This is a genomic window from Saccharopolyspora sp. NPDC000995 (assembly GCF_053599315.1).
This window is the reverse complement of the sequence record NZ_JBSFLZ010000027.1, coordinates 47,838-62,093: the sequence shown is the minus strand read 5'-3', so window position 1 is coordinate 62,093 and position 14,256 is coordinate 47,838. Positions and strand designations below refer to the sequence as shown.

The 14,256-nt window shown below is 69.0% G+C and carries 14 protein-coding genes; 3 read left to right on the top strand and 11 right to left on the bottom strand.

The window, feature by feature from the left end; genetic code table 11:
• Nucleotides 1-333: 333 nt before the first annotated feature.
• Entirely contained in the window at nt 334-1,794 is a 1,461-nt protein-coding gene (locus ACWDKQ_RS12425; protein WP_450138835.1) for a PucR family transcriptional regulator, read from the bottom strand.
• A gap of 199 nt (nt 1,795-1,993) precedes the next feature.
• Between ACWDKQ_RS12425 and gabT the strand changes: the two genes are divergently transcribed.
• Nucleotides 1,994-3,337 (top strand): 4-aminobutyrate--2-oxoglutarate transaminase, encoded by a 1,344-nt coding sequence (gene gabT, locus ACWDKQ_RS12420; protein WP_450138834.1) that lies wholly within the window; start codon nt 1,994-1,996, stop codon nt 3,335-3,337.
• A 249-nt stretch (nt 3,338-3,586) separates the two neighbouring features.
• Here gabT and ACWDKQ_RS12415 read toward each other — a convergent pair whose 3' ends face one another.
• From ACWDKQ_RS12415 to rlmN, 3 genes are all read right to left on the bottom strand, one after another.
• Nucleotides 3,587-4,555, bottom strand: a complete 969-nt coding sequence (locus ACWDKQ_RS12415; RefSeq protein WP_450138833.1) for an alpha/beta hydrolase family esterase — start codon at nt 4,553-4,555, stop codon at nt 3,587-3,589.
• Between the two features lie 80 nt (nt 4,556-4,635).
• Nucleotides 4,636-4,842, bottom strand: coding sequence for a hypothetical protein (locus ACWDKQ_RS12410; RefSeq protein WP_450138832.1), 207 nt, complete (start codon nt 4,840-4,842; stop codon nt 4,636-4,638).
• A gap of 117 nt (nt 4,843-4,959) precedes the next feature.
• On the bottom strand, nt 4,960-6,072 hold the full coding sequence (gene rlmN, locus ACWDKQ_RS12405) for a 23S rRNA (adenine(2503)-C(2))-methyltransferase RlmN (RefSeq protein ID WP_450138831.1): 1,113 nt from the start codon (nt 6,070-6,072) through the stop codon (nt 4,960-4,962).
• Between the two features lie 123 nt (nt 6,073-6,195).
• On the opposite strand from rlmN, the gene ACWDKQ_RS12400 reads away from it, so the two are divergent.
• Nucleotides 6,196-6,873: a metal-dependent transcriptional regulator gene (locus ACWDKQ_RS12400; RefSeq protein WP_450138830.1), complete on the top strand. Its 678-nt coding sequence runs from the start codon at nt 6,196-6,198 to the stop codon at nt 6,871-6,873.
• On the opposite strand, the gene ACWDKQ_RS12395 is transcribed toward ACWDKQ_RS12400, so the two are convergent.
• On the bottom strand, nt 6,850-7,332 hold the full coding sequence (locus ACWDKQ_RS12395; protein ID WP_450138829.1) for a hypothetical protein: 483 nt from the start codon (nt 7,330-7,332) through the stop codon (nt 6,850-6,852). The genes ACWDKQ_RS12400 and ACWDKQ_RS12395 overlap by 24 nt on opposite strands.
• 274 nt (nt 7,333-7,606) lie before the next feature.
• Between ACWDKQ_RS12395 and ACWDKQ_RS12390 the strand changes: the two genes are divergently transcribed.
• Nucleotides 7,607-8,371 carry a VOC family protein gene (locus ACWDKQ_RS12390; protein WP_450138828.1) on the top strand — a complete coding sequence of 255 codons (765 nt, stop codon included), beginning with the start codon at nt 7,607-7,609 and terminating at the stop codon, nt 8,369-8,371.
• 661 nt (nt 8,372-9,032) lie between these two features.
• Here ACWDKQ_RS12390 and ACWDKQ_RS12385 read toward each other — a convergent pair.
• From ACWDKQ_RS12385 to rpsB, 6 genes are all read right to left on the bottom strand, one after another.
• Complete coding sequence (locus ACWDKQ_RS12385; RefSeq protein WP_450138827.1) at nt 9,033-9,764, bottom strand: class I SAM-dependent methyltransferase; 732 nt, start codon at nt 9,762-9,764, stop codon at nt 9,033-9,035.
• A 106-nt stretch (nt 9,765-9,870) separates the two neighbouring features.
• On the bottom strand, nt 9,871-10,716 hold the full coding sequence (locus tag ACWDKQ_RS12380; protein ID WP_450138826.1) for a phosphatidate cytidylyltransferase: 846 nt from the start codon (nt 10,714-10,716) through the stop codon (nt 9,871-9,873).
• Nucleotides 10,717-10,752: 36 nt separating this feature from the next.
• Nucleotides 10,753-11,310, bottom strand: a complete 558-nt coding sequence (frr, locus tag ACWDKQ_RS12375; protein ID WP_450138825.1) for a ribosome recycling factor — start codon at nt 11,308-11,310, stop codon at nt 10,753-10,755.
• 100 nt (nt 11,311-11,410) lie between these two features.
• On the bottom strand, nt 11,411-12,160 hold the full coding sequence (gene pyrH, locus ACWDKQ_RS12370) for a UMP kinase (RefSeq protein ID WP_450138824.1): 750 nt from the start codon (nt 12,158-12,160) through the stop codon (nt 11,411-11,413).
• A 212-nt stretch (nt 12,161-12,372) separates the two neighbouring features.
• On the bottom strand, nt 12,373-13,188 hold the full coding sequence (tsf, locus tag ACWDKQ_RS12365; protein WP_450138823.1) for a translation elongation factor Ts: 816 nt from the start codon (nt 13,186-13,188) through the stop codon (nt 12,373-12,375).
• Nucleotides 13,189-13,377: 189 nt separating this feature from the next.
• Nucleotides 13,378-14,196 (bottom strand): 30S ribosomal protein S2, encoded by an 819-nt coding sequence (gene rpsB / locus ACWDKQ_RS12360; RefSeq protein WP_450138822.1) that lies wholly within the window; start codon nt 14,194-14,196, stop codon nt 13,378-13,380.
• Between the last annotated feature and the right edge of the window lie 60 nt (nt 14,197-14,256).

Here is a 14,256-nt window from a genome sequence, read left to right as displayed (position 1 = left end):
CCGATCTGCTTGCGATGGGCTCCTCGCCCGGTTTGCCGGTCTCGCGGATCCGGCGCTCCAGCGGAGGCGTGTTGGCGATTTCGCGCGAAATCGCCAAGAGCACGCGATCAGCGCACCCTCGTTGGAGCGGCGAAGTTCAACATCCACTTCGGACGAAAACAGGCGCGGTGCCGAACACCTTGCCGGTGCTGGGGTCGATCAGGTCGGTGGTGCGGCGATTCCCCGGGTTCCAGCGCAGCGTTGATGCGCCGCGCGAATGCCGCAACGGTGTCGCGGACCCGCGCGAATGCGACGACCTCGTCGCCTGTTGCGCCGCTACCCCGTCGGTGCCCGTCACTCGCCGGGCCGGTCCAGGACTTGCAGCGCCAGCCACAGCTCCGCGCGCACGCCGGGCTGCTCCAGGCTGCGCCCGAGCCGTTCCTCCACCTTGCGCACCCGGTTGCGCAGGGTGTGCCGGTGCACGCCCAGCCGGTTGGCCGCCGGATCCCACTGCCCGTGGTGCGCCAACCAAGTCTGCAACGACTCGATCAGCGCGTCATGCCCGCGCAGCGGGGCGAGCAGGGCCTCGGCGAACGCATGCGCATCGGTGCCGGGCACCAGGTTCAGCAGGCCGTATCCGGCGAGGTCCCCGAAATGCACAGCGGTGAGGCTGCGCTTCGCCGCACGCGCCGCCTGCTGCGCCTGGCGGAGGCCTTCGGCGAGCCCGACCACCTCACACGGCTCGGACACGCCGACGGCCACGCCAGGCTGGCCGGTGAGCCAATCGAGCGCGCTGCCATCGACGAGCCCTACCACGGTGTCGCCGTGTTCGGCCAGGTAGGCGGGGGCGCTCGGCTGGTCCGCCGCCAGCCGGGCTAGCAGCTCGTCGCGGTCGCGCGCACCGGCCAGCGCCACCACCCGGAACGGCTCGGGCGGCAGCTCGGCATGCAGGTCGGGGAGCACGTCCTGCACCGGCTCGCCGCGGACCAGCAGGTCCAGGAACCCAGCTCGCAGCCGACGGCGGGCGGTGGTGAGGGCCTCGACCTGTTCCAGCGCCAAGGTCAGCAACGAGGCGGCCGAGTTGATCACATGGTGGTCGGTGGTGGCGAACTGCCCGCCGCGGCCGACCGCCAGGAAGCCGCGCGCCCGGCCACCCAGCGCCTGCATGCTCACTTCCTGATCGCCGAGCGAGAACCCGGCGGCGGCCAGGCCGCGCTTCGCACGCACCTTCGCCACTTCCGGCTCCAGCTGCGACAGCCGGGAACCGGCCGCCGCCGGGGCGCTGTGCAGGAGCCGGCCGCCGGCGTCGAGCAACAGCACCCACGCGTCCAAGAGCGTCGCGAGCTTGCGGACCAGGGCGGCCACGCCGTTGGTGGTGCCGGCTGCCTGCGCGAGTTCGTGCTGGGCGCGGCTGGTGCGGCGCAGGCTCGCGTACTCGTCGGCCGCGATGGCGCGCGAAACGGCTTTGCTGATCGCGATGAACGGCGTCGGGCGGGGCACTTCGAGCAGCGGCAGCCCGGCGGATTCCGCAACCGTCACGAGCTCGGCAGGGATCTCCCGGTGGCTGAGCCCGACACCGAAGCCCAGCCCCGCGACGCCGGCCGCGGTCAGCCGCTCGACCAGCCCCGCGCAGTCTTCCGGGCGCAGCGCCAGACCGGTCGTCAGCAGCAGTTCGCCGCCCTCCAGGAACGGGGCCGGATCCGCCAGCTCGCTGGTGTGCGCCCACGCGATCGGGCGGTCGAGCGCCCGTGCACCGGCCCGCGCGGCGAGCCCCAGCTCTGCGTCGGCAACGAGTTCGCGAACTGTCAACGGCACCGGCCACCTCCTGACATTGTGTCGAATCCTGAAATCCGAGTTAACCAGATCGTCCACTGTTCGGTTCAGGGTGCCGGGGCCGACTCTGGTCTCAGGACGTATGCGACCGGAGCCTGCTCCAAGCGGAGATAGCCGCTTGCGGTGCGGGGCTCAATCTCCCGCAGACCACTTTCGAAACAGTTCTCAGGAGGTCCCCACCGTGACGGTTTCCCCGGCCCAGGCGGCATTGCCGCAGGCGCGCGTGCTGCGCACCGAGATCCCCGGCCCGAACTCCCGCGAACTCCAACAGCGCCGCACCGCGTCGGTGTCGACCGGCGTGGCCAGCGTGCTGCCGGTCTTCATCGCCGAGGCCGCCGGCGGCATGCTGCATGACGTCGACGGGAACTCGCTGATCGACCTCGGTTCGGGCATCGCCGTCACGAACGTCGGCAACGCCGCGCCGGAGGTCGTCGAGCCCGTGCGCCGCCAAGTCGGCGAGTTCACCCACACCTGCTTCATGGTGACGCCGTACGAAAATTACCTGCAGGTCTGCGAGGAGCTCGCGGCGCTCACCCCGGGCGACCACGAGAAGCGCAGCGCGCTGTTCAACTCGGGCGCGGAAGCGGTGGAGAACGCCGTCAAGATCGCGCGGCGCGCCACCGGGCGGCAGGCGATCGTGGTGTTCGACCACGCCTACCACGGGCGCACCAACCTGACCATGGCGCTGACCGCGAAGTCCGTGCCGTACAAGCACGGTTTCGGCCCGTTCGCGCCGGAGATCTACCGGGTGCCGATGTCGTACCCGGCGCGGGATTCGCGCACCGGCGAGCAGGTGGCGCGGGAGGCGATCGACCGGATCGAGAAGCAGCTCGGCGCCGACTCCGTCGCGGCCGTGCTGATCGAACCCATCCAAGGAGAGGGCGGGTTCATCGAGCCAGCGGCCGGGTTCCTGACCGCGATCTCGCGGTGGTGCACCGACAACGGCGTGCTGTTCATCGCCGACGAGATCCAGACCGGCTTCTGCCGCACCGGCGCATGGTTCGCCTGCGACCACGAGAACGTGGTCCCCGACCTGATCACCACGGCGAAGGGCATGGCCGGCGGTCTGCCGCTGGCCGCGGTGACGGGCCGCGCGGAGCTGATGGACGCGATGCCGCCGAGCAGCCTGGGCGGCACCTACGGCGGCAACCCGGTCGCGTGCGCGGCCGCGCTCGGCGCGATCCGCGCGATGCGCGAACGGGACCTGGTCACGGCCGCGCACGACATCGGCGACCTGGTGTTCCCCCGCCTGCGCGAGCTCGCCGAGACCACCGATGCGATCCTCGACGTGCGCGGCCGGGGCGCCATGATCGGCATCGAGTTCGTCAAGCCGGGCACCACCGAACCGGACCCCGAGGTGGCCACGAAGATCGCGAAGGCCTGCCACGCCCAGGGCGTCGTAATCCTCACCTGCGGCACCTACGGCAACGTGATCCGCCTGCTGCCGCCGCTGGTCATCGACCACGCCCTCCTCGAGGAAGGCCTGGCGATCCTGGAAGAAGCCATCCGCGAGCACACGCGATGATTGACCGGGCCGCGGGCGATCTGCCAGGTAACAGTCACGCCCACGGCCCGTCCCTCACGCAGGCGACGCGGTGGAAGCGGGAACACCAGCCGACGAAAGACCACCAGCATGGCGCGGGCGCACCTGCGATCGCCTCCGCGCCCTCGGGGTGTGTGGTGGAGCCGTTCACGGCCGACGACGAGCTGTACGCGGGCGAGTTGTGGCCGCGTACCCGATCCGCTGGTTTGTCGCTGGGAGATCGGCGGTCTTTCAGCGCAGGTGGTGCTGGGCGAAGAACTGCATGATGATCGGCGTCGCGTCGATGAACGCCGGCTCGTCGGAGTCCGGATTCGGATGCGTGCTCGGCCAGTCGTGCCCGAGCCCGTCGATCTTGTAATGCACCACGTCGCCGCCGCGGTCGCACCCGACCCACCGGCTGACCTGCACGCCGTTGCCCTCGTATCGGAAGATCGGCGCGTCGTGGCAGTCGTTGCGGTCGGCCCAGCCCGCCAACCATTCCGGGATCGGAGGCAGGCCCTTGCCCGGGTTCCCTGAATACGGGATCGTCGCGTCCGCAGTCCCGTGGAAGTCCAGGATCGGCGCCGCGCGCTCCGGCTCGCATGCACCGCCCTGCGGATAGAAGGCGCCAGACACCGGCGCGAATGCGGCGATCCGGCCGCTCATCTGGCAGGCGAGCACACCGGTGAAGCCACCGCCGTTGGACTTCCCGGCGGCGTAGATCCGCTTGGGATTGACGCAGAAGTCCCGCTGCAACTCGTCGAGAAGATCGCTGGTGAACAGCACGTCATCGGCATCCGCCGAATACGGCGCGCCCTGCCAAGCGGTTTCGCCGTCAGTGCCGACGAGCCCCTGCGGGTAGACCGCGATGGCGTCGGTGGCCGAGAACTCGGAAAGCTCTTCCTGGTATTCCGAGGTCCGCTTGTGGCCGTGGAAGGACAGCACCAGTGAGATCGGCTTGGCCTGCCGGTAGTTCTCCGGCACGTACACCAGGTAGCTGCGGCTGATCCCACCGGAAACGATCGTGCGGGTCTGCGAGGAGCCGGGCGCCACCGCGGGGGCCTTGCCGCAGCCGGTGGAGGGCACGGGGTGGTCGGTCACGCGAGCCGGCTCGGCCTGCGCGGGCGAGCCACCCAGCGCAATGACCACGCCGACCGCGACCAGCAACCGTCCACTTCGGGTCAAACGGGAAAAGTGGCGGGCGTGCGCACGGTCAGGCACATTGCCTCCCACCTCGATCAACTCAGGTGCAAAGATCGTGGACCTCCGATGCCCGCCGGTCATCATTTCGTTCATTGCGTTCACGCGAAGGCCGCGACGTTGCGCACCGCCCACTCGGCGAAGGTGCGGGGCAGGCGACCGAGGACCCGCTCGACATCCGGACTCACCTGCTGCTCGGCGGCTTTCGGTCCGCCCAGGATGCGGAGAGTGGACTCCACGGCCAGCTCCGGCATGAACCGCAGCAGCTGCGTGCGGGCCTGCTCCCAGGTCTGCTCGACGAACCGCACCCGCCGCTAGCGACCCCGGCCGCGTGTCAACGCGAAACCGCAACCCCCGACGTGTTCAGGACGAAGGGCACCTTCGACCGGCTTGGTCGGCTGGAGAAGCCCTTCATCCCAAGGAAATCAGCCTTCAGCGGCGAGTTGGCCGCAGGCGGCCGCGATCTCCTGACCTCGGGTGTCCCGGACCGTGCAAGGAACACCCGCTTCACGAACCCGGCGGACGAACTCCCGCTCCACCGGCTTGGGGCTCGCGTCCCACTTGCTGCCCGGCGTCGGGTTCAGCGGGATCAGGTTGACGTGCGCGAACGACCCGAGGTGGCGGTGCAGCAGCTTGCCGAGGAGATCCGCGCGCCACCGCTGATCGTTGATGTCGCGGATCAGCGCGTACTCGATCGACACCCGGCGCCCGGTGTGGTCGGCGTAGCCGCGGGCCGCCTCCAGCACCTCCGCGACCTTCCAGCGGTTGTTCACCGGCACCAGCGAGTCGCGCAGCTCGTCGTCCGGGGTGTGCAGCGACACCGCGAGCGTGACGTGCAGGTTCTCCGCAGTCATCTTCTTGATCGCGGGCACCAGCCCGACCGTGGACACTGTGACCGACCGCTGCGAGAGGCCCAGCCCCTCCGGCGCCGGGTCGCAGATCCGGTGCACCGCGTTGATCACCCGCCGGTAGTTGGCCAGCGGCTCGCCCATGCCCATGAACACGACGTTGGACAGCCGACCGGGCCCGCCGTGGACCTCGCCGTCGCGCATCGCCGCCGCGGCCGAACGCACCTGGTCGACGATCTCCGCGGTAGACAGGTTGCGCTGCAGCCCGCCCTGTCCGGTGGCGCAGAACGGGCACGCCATCCCGCAGCCGGCTTGGCTGGAAATGCACACCGTCGCGCGATCCGGGTACCGCATCAGCACGCTTTCCAGCAGTGTGCCGTCGTGCGCGCGCCAGAGCGTCTTGCGGGTGGTGCCGTCGTCGGTGTTCAGGTGCCGAACCGGACTCAGCAGCGGCGGCAGCAGGTGCTCGGCGAGCTTCGCGCGGCTGGCCGCCGGGATGTCGGTCATCGACTCCACGTCGGCGTTGAGCCGACCGAAGTAGTGGTGCGCGAGCTGCTTGGCTCGGAACGGCTTCTCCCCCAGCTCGGTCACCGCGGCGCGCCGTTCGTCGGCGGAGAGGTCGGCGAGGTGTCGCGGCGGCATGCCACGGCGCGGGGCGTCGAAGACGAGCGGAAGGGAAGTCGCAGACATAGCGCCCACCAGTGTCCCACGGCGCGCAACGACCTTGGCGGCCGGGCGACGCCGGGCGAACACGCGGGGCAGACGATTCGTTCACTGGCTGGCGGTCGCCCGTATCGTGAAAGTATGACGAGCATGGCCGAGCGCCCCTCGCCGTCCATCGAGGACTACCTCCGGGCGATCTACGGGCTCAGCGAACGGGGCATGCCCGTCACCAACGCCACCCTGACCCAGCGGCTCGGCCTGAGCCCTTCGTCGGTGTCCGGCATGATCAACAAGCTGGCGCAGCTCGGCCTGGTCACCCATGTCCGCTACCGCAGCGTCGAGCTGACCCCGGAGGGCCGTCGCCTGGCCTGCGATGTGCTGCGGCGGCACCGGCTGATCGAGCTGTTCCTGGTCGAGGAGCTCGACTACAGCTGGGACGAGGTGCACCGGGAGGCCGACGCGCTGGAGCACGCGGTGTCCGACGAACTGGTCGCACACATCGCCGCCAAGCTCGGCAACCCCACCCGTGATCCGCACGGCGACCCGATCCCGACTGTCGAAGGCACCGTGGAGAAACCCGCGACGCTGCTGCTGGACCATGTCGAGCCCGGCACCATCGGCACCATCGCGCGGGTTTGGGACACCGATTCGGAGCTGCTGCGCTACCTCACCGAGCACGGCATGACACTGGGCTCGCGGATCGAGATCGTGGAGCGCAAGCCCTTCGGCGGGCCGCTGGTGGTGCGCGTCGGCGAGCCGCCGCTGGACGAAACCCACTTCGTGGGCAACGAGATCGCGGCCGCGCTATCGATCAGCGTGCGCCGGTGACCCCTCGGTGTTGAGCCGGGAGGCGACCGTGCGGGATGCGACCACTCGCGACGCCGACCGCTCCAGCGGATCCGCGGGCGGATCGTCGCCGTAGATCTGCTCGGTCACCAGGCGGCCGTGCAGCTCGTCGGTGCGGTGCGCGCCCAGCACCGCCAGCAGCAGGTCGAACCGGCTGTCGGTGAGAGCCACCGCGACGTAGCAGAACCCGGTGAGACCGGCGAACACGAGACCGGACACCCACCACACGGAAGCGCCTTGGACCAGGCACATCACCGCGAGGGCGAGCATCAGCCCGGACGCGAAGGCCACCCCGCGGGCGATGGTCACCTGTTTCAGCATCGACCGGAACGCCGGGTACTGGTGGCAGAGCTGCCCGATGATGCGGGCCCGCTCATGGCGGTCGATTTGAGCAAGCCGGCTCAGGCCCGCGGTGACCGGCTTCGCCGCGCGGTTGGCCATGGCTGCTCCTGTGACGCTGGTGCGTGCTTCGATCGGGTTCGTCAGCATGCGATTACGCACGCTGAGTCACCGCCACTAGTCGATCACGCGAACCCTCCAGTATCAAGGCGTCATTCGGGGGTGTTCCCATTGCGGAAAAGGCACCGAACAGTAGCTCCCCCGCGCGGCCGAATGGGCTTGATCGGCCACACGTGTTTTCCGAACCCGCCCAACGGTCACCCTGAGGTAACCGACCGTTGACCGCCTCTGTGGCGTGCGCTTCGAAGGAGCAGCGATGGCCATCGCAGTGGGTGCGCCTGCCTGGGTGGATCTGGCCACCCACGACGTCGCCGACGTCAGGGACTTCTACACCGGTTTGCTCGGCTGGCACTGGATCCAGCGCCCGGACTACAACATCGCGCTGAAGGAGCACAAGCCGGTCGCCGGGTTGCTGCTGCCGGAGACCGATGCGCCGACCGCATGGACGCTGTACCTGGAATGCGGCTCGGCGCGCCGAGCGGTGGAGCGTATCCGCGCGCTCGGCGGAAAGGTGCTGGTCCCGCCGACGGAAACACCCGCCGACGAAACGTTCCTGGTCGCCGAGGATCCATCCGGCGCGACCATCGGACTGTGGGAAGCGCCGCCCAACGGCACCTTCGGCCGCGACCACGCGGGCATGCTCTGCTGGGCGGAACTGCACACCCGTGACGGTTCTTCCGCCGATCCCTTCTACGCCGAACTGCTGGGCTACCGGCAGGAACAGATCGGCGAGCCGGGCGACGGCTTCGACTACACGGTCTGGTACGTCGACGACCTGCCGACAGTGGGCCGGTTCGAGACCAGCTCGGCGCTGCCCGAGGACGTGTCGGCGCACTGGCAGCTGTACTTCCAGGTCAACCCCGACAACGACACCGACGCCGCAGCGGCGAAAGCGGTGGAGCTGGGCGGCAAGGTGCTGCGCGAACCGTCCGATTCCCCGTACGGGCGACTCGCCCTGCTCCAGGACGTCGTGGGAGCCACGTTCTTCATCATGGACACCGCCCAGCGCACCGGGGAGTGACCCGCTGACCTGCTGATGGTGTTCTTGTACTGGCTCGGAGCGGTTGTGGGCAACGTCCTGTCCGGCTACGCGACCGATTGCTGGGGGCCGTTGAGATCCTGGCGAGCGGCTACCTGAGCATGATGCTCGCGCAGGCACTGCTGTGCTGGCTCGCCTGGACCGGAGCGAACGCGCAGCCGGCGGTCGCAGTCCTGGGGTTCGTCTGGAGCGGGAGCACCTGGACCCAAACGCCACCACAGCACCGACCAGCTCATTAGCGCAGCCCCAGCGGAAGCGTCGCTGGTCGTGTCGCTGAACGCCTCGGCGATCTACCTGGGAATCGGCGCCGGACCCCTCCTCGGCGGTCTGTTGATCACAACGAGCCCAGCCCTCGTCCACGCCGCAGCAACCGCCGTCGCCGCAACCACAGCGCTTTCCCTCGCGATCACCTGAACCACCGGCGACTGATCCCAGCGTGCCCCGGGGGGTTGGCGCAGCCCTGCTGCTCTCCTCCCGGGTACGCACACCACGACCTCGAACTGGTCAAAGACCCACCGAGAGCGCAGTGGATCACGCAGCGGATTCGCGTTGTTTTCCCTGGAGCACCATCAACGCCGCTGCCGATTCACCGACCGGCAGCACGTCGGCCCGCTAGGCGCTGATCGGATCGTGAGCTCACCGCTCAGGCGCGCAACAGGGCCGTCGGCTTGCGTCGGGTGCGGAGGCGGTAGCCGACCGGGATCGTTCGGCCGGGCGTCTCGCGGGCCGCACGGGCGGCGACCTTCGCCGAGAACTCGATGCCCAGCACCGCTTCGAGGGTTTCCCGGTCGTCGAAGCGCCACAGGGTGTCCACCGGGGCGCTGGCGAAGTCGTGGCGTTCGAAGAACGACTCGATCGCATCCGGATCGATCTGCGGCGCATCCGCCCGCATCCAGTCCCCGTACGGCGGGCGAGAGGCGTCGAGGTCGACGATCGCGATCATCCCGCCCGGGCGGAGCACCCGCTCCGCCTCCGCCAGGCCCGGTTCGCAGCCGGGCCCGAAGAAGTACGCGGTGCGGGCGTGCACCAGGTCTACGCTGGCGTCGGCGAGCGGCAACTGCTGGGCGGGCGCGACCCTGACATCGACACCAGGGGTTCCAGCCAGCCGGCCGCGGGCCCGTTCGGCCAGCGGCGGATGCGGTTCAACGCCGGTCACCGTGCGGGCCGTGCCCGCGAATAGCGGCAGGTGAAAGCCGTCGCCGCAGCCGATGTCGACCACGTCACGACCGGCCCAATCGCAGCGCTCCCGCAGCGCCCGCCACAACGCGCCGGTGGAGTCCTGGGCTCGGTTCTCGATCTCGAAGAGCTCCGGCCAATGCCAGATGTTCGGGCTCGGCGTCACCTGCGGCCGGGCCGGCTTCCGCCAGGTTCGCATCACTGTCCTTGAACCGGTTAGTCCTTCGCCTTCGAAGCGGCGCAACCGACCGCCCGAATACCCGACACCGAGCGTTGACGCAACCCGGATCCGAGCAGCACTTTCCTCAGGTCGGGATCAGCCAGAAGAGCATCATCCAGGCGACCGCGGCCGAGGGCAGCAGGGAATCCATCCGGTCCATCAGGCCGCCGTGCCCGGGCAGGAGGTTGCCCATGTCCTTGATGCCGAGATCGCGCTTGATCAACGACTCCATCAGATCGCCCAGCGTCGCGGTGCACACCAGGGCAGCCCCGAACAGTGCGCCCTGCCACCACTGGCCGTCGAGCATCAACGTCACCGAGAGGACGCCGGCCACCACACCGACCAGCATCGACCCGCCGAAGCCCTCCCAGGACTTCTTCGGGCTGATCTTCGGTGCCATCGGGTGCTTGCCGAACAGCACGCCGAACGCGTAGCCGCCGGTGTCCGAAGCGACGACACCGATCATGAAGCACAACGCCCGGAACGCGCCGTCCTCCGGCCGCACCAGCATCGCCGCGAACGCGGCGAAAAGCGGTACGTAGGCAGTTGTGAACACCGATGCGGTCACGTCCCGCACGTAGCCGTCCACGCCGTGCCGGAACCGCCACGCCAGGCATGCCAGCACGGTTATCACGAACGCCACCAGCGTCCCGCGCAGCCCGAAGGGCCACGACAGCCACAACATGGCCTGCCCACCCACTAGCACGGGGGCTAGGGAGACGCGGATGTCGGCCCCGCGCTTGAGCGCGCTGGCCAGCTCGACGGTGGACACCGCCACCGCGGCAGCCACGATGCCGATGAAGACGAACCGCACCATCAGCAGGGAAAGGATGATCGCGGCACCGAGCACTACCCCGACGCCGATGGCGGCACGGAGATCGCGTCCGGCCCGGGAAGGACGCGAAGGCGGGCCCGGGCTGCCAGCGGACATTCCGGACTCACCTTCGCATTGGCCGGCCGTCACCACTCAGACCTCTAGCAGCTCTGCTTCCTTGTGCTTGACCAGCTCGTCGATCTGGGCGACATAGCGGTGCGTGAGGTTCTCCAACTCCTTCTCACCGCGGGTGCCCTCGTCCTCGCCGGCCTCGCCGTCCTTGACGATCCGGTCGATCTCTTCCTTCACCTTGCGGCGGATCCCCCGCAGGGTGATCTTGCCTTCCTCGCCCTTGTGCTTGGCGAGCTTAACCATCTCCTTGCGGCGCTCCTCGGTCATCTGCGGGATCGCCACCCGGATGAGCTGGCCGTCGTTGGACGGGTTCACGCCGAGGTCGGAGTCGCGGATGGCCTTCTCCATGGCCGCCAGCTGGCTGCTGTCGTAGGGCTTGATGACCACCAGCCGCGCCTCCGGCACGGAGACGCTGGCGAGCTGGTTCAACGGCGTCGGCGAACCGTAGTAGTCGACGACGATGCCCGAGAACATCGCGGGGTTCGCGCGGCCGGTGCGGACTGTGGCCAGCTCGTCCTTGGCCACCTCCACCGCCTTTTGCATCTTCTCCTCGCCTTCGAGAAGAGCTTCGTCGATCACGGCTGCTCCTTAAGTCTGCCGACCGGTGGACATTCGTAGTGTCGCCTGCTGCGCAGCGCGCCCCCAGTGCGGGCCCGCCGCAGATCAGGATCCAGCACCCTCAGGCCGACGGAGCGTCCGGGGTGCTGACCAGCGTGCCGATCTTCTCACCGCCGACAGCGCGGGCGATGTTGCCTTCTTCCAGCAGGTTGAACACCAGGATCGGCATGTGGTTGTCCATACACAGGCTGAAGGCGGTCGCGTCGGCGACCTTCAGCCCGCGTTCCAACACCTCGCGGTGCGTGATGCTGTCGAACAGCTTCGCGTCCGGGGTGGTCTTCGGGTCGGCGGTGTATACGCCGTCGACCGCCTTGGCCATCAGCACCACCTCGCATCCGATCTCCAGCGCCCGCTGCGCCGCGGTGGTGTCGGTGGAGAAGTACGGCATGCCGGTGCCGGCCCCGAAGATGACCACCCGGCCCTTCTCCATGTGCCGCATCGCGCGCCGCGGGATGTAAGGCTCGGCCACCTGCCCCATGGTGATCGCGGTCATCACCCGGGTGTCGATGCCGTGCTCACGCTCCAGGAAGTCCTGCAACGCCAGGCAGTTCATCACGGTGCCCAGCATCGCCATATAGTCACCGCGCGCGCGTTCCATGCCGCGCTGCTGCAGTTCGGCGCCGCGGAAGAAGTTTCCGCCGCCGATCACGATGGCCACCTCGACCCCGTCGGCGACGATCTCGGCGATCTGCCGGGCGACCGTACCGACCACGTCCGGGTCGATCCCGACGCTGCCCCCGCCGAACATCTCACCACCCAATTTGAGCAGCACCCGGCCGTAACCGCGCTTCGCTGGGCCGTCGTCGGTCACTGGTTCCTCCCGCGAGGTTCGATGTGGCTTGAAGTTTGCGCGGATTGGTCCGCTCGCCGATAACGACGCCGCGCTAGGCGCCGCGATCTTGCGAAAGCGCCCCGCCTTGCAAACGAAGGCGGGGCGCTGGTTCCGTGGCTGGCGGCCGTGACCGGTTCACCTCAACCGGTAAACCTGCGATGCCGCCCGGCGTGCCGCCGAACAGCGACCGGTCAGGCCTGGCCGACCTCGAACCGGGCGAATCCGGTGACGGTCACGCCGGCCTCGTCGAGCAGGGCCTTGACGGTCTTCTTGCTCTCCTGCACGGACGGCTGGTCCAGCAGGGCGTTCTCCTTGAAGAACCCGTTCAGGCGACCCTCGACGATCTTCGGCAGCGCCTTCTCCGGCTTGCCCTCGGCCTTCGCGGTCTCCTCGGCGATGCGCCGCTCGTTGGCGACGATGTCCTCCGGGACGTCGTCGCGGCTGAGGTACTTCGGCTTGAGCGCGGCGACCTGCATCGCGGCACCCCGCGCAGCGTCGGCGTTGTCACCGGTGTACTCGACCAGCACGCCGACCGCCGGGGGCAGGTCCGCAGATCGGCGGTGCAGGTAAGTGGCCACCTCGCCGTCGAACTTGGCGACGCGGCGCAGCTCCAGCTTCTCGCCGATCTTGGCGGACAGCTCCTGGATGACCTCGGAGACGGTCTTGCCGTCCAACGGGGCCGCCAGGGCGGCTTCCAGGTCGGCGGCACCGGCGGCCTTGACCGCGGCGACGACCTTGCTGGCCAGCTCGATGAACTCGTCGTTCTTGGCGACGAAGTCGGTCTCGCTGTTCAGCTCGATCAGCACGCCGCCGTCGGCGGCGACCAGGCCCTCGGCGGTGGCGCGCTCGGCGCGCTTGCCCACGTCCTTGGCTCCCTTGATGCGCAGGCTCTCAACGGCCTTGTCGAAGTCGCCGTCGGCCTGCTCAAGAGCCTTCTTGCAGTCCATCATGCCGGCGCCGGTCAGCTCGCGAAGACGCTTGACGTCGGCCGCACTGAAGTTCGCCATCGTGCGTTATCCGTCCCTCTTAGTACGCAGCTTCGAAGGTCTTGCAGACATCGGCCGGGCCGCGTCCCGTGGCGTTCAACCAGCTCAGTGGGGACGCGAACCCGGCCCGGGTGGCACCCACCAGGTTGCCTGGCGGGTAGCCGGACCGCGCCGCGCGCCGACCGCGTGACCGGCGCGCGGCAAGCGGACTCAGGACTGCGCGGCCTGCTCGCCGCCCTCGGCGGCCTGGCCGGAGCCGGCCAGCAGCTCCTTCTCCCACTCGGCCAGCGGCTCACCACCGGCCGGCTTCTCCTCGCCCTCCGGGGCACCATTGGTGCGGCCGCTGCGGGCCATCAGGCCCTGGGCGACACCCTCGGCGACCACGCGGGTCAGCAGGGCGGCGGAGCGGATCGCGTCGTCGTTACCCGGGATCGGGTAGTCGACCTCGTCCGGGTCGCAGTTGGTGTCCAGGATCGCGACGACCGGGATGCCCAGCTTCCGGGCCTCGCCGACGGCGATGTGCTCCTTCTTGGTGTCCACGATCCACACGGCGCTGGGCACCTTGCTCATGTCGCGGATACCGCCGAGGGTCTTCTCGAGCTTGTCCTTCTCGCGGGTCAGCATCAAGATTTCCTTCTTGGTGCGACCCTCGAAGCCCCCGGTCTGCTCCATGGTCTCGAGTTCCTTGAGACGCTGCAGACGCTTGTGGACGGTCTGGAAGTTGGTGAGCATGCCACCCAGCCAGCGCTGGTTGACGAACGGCATGCCGACCCGCTGGGCCTGCTCGGCGATCGCTTCCTGCGCCTGCTTCTTGGTGCCGACGAACAGGATCGTCCCGCCGTGCGCGACCGTCTGCTTGACGAAGTCGAAGGCCCCGTCGATGTAGGTCAGCGTCTGCTGCAGGTCGATGATGTAGATGCCGTTGCGCTCGGTGAAGATGTAGCGCTTCATCTTCGGGTTCCAGCGCCGAGTCTGGTGCCCGAAGTGCACGCCGCTATCGAGCAGCTGCTTCATGGTGACGACGGCCATGGCCTGATTCGCACCTCTTGAGTCGGGCGCGCCGGTTGGCGCGCGATTCGGTTGCTGCGG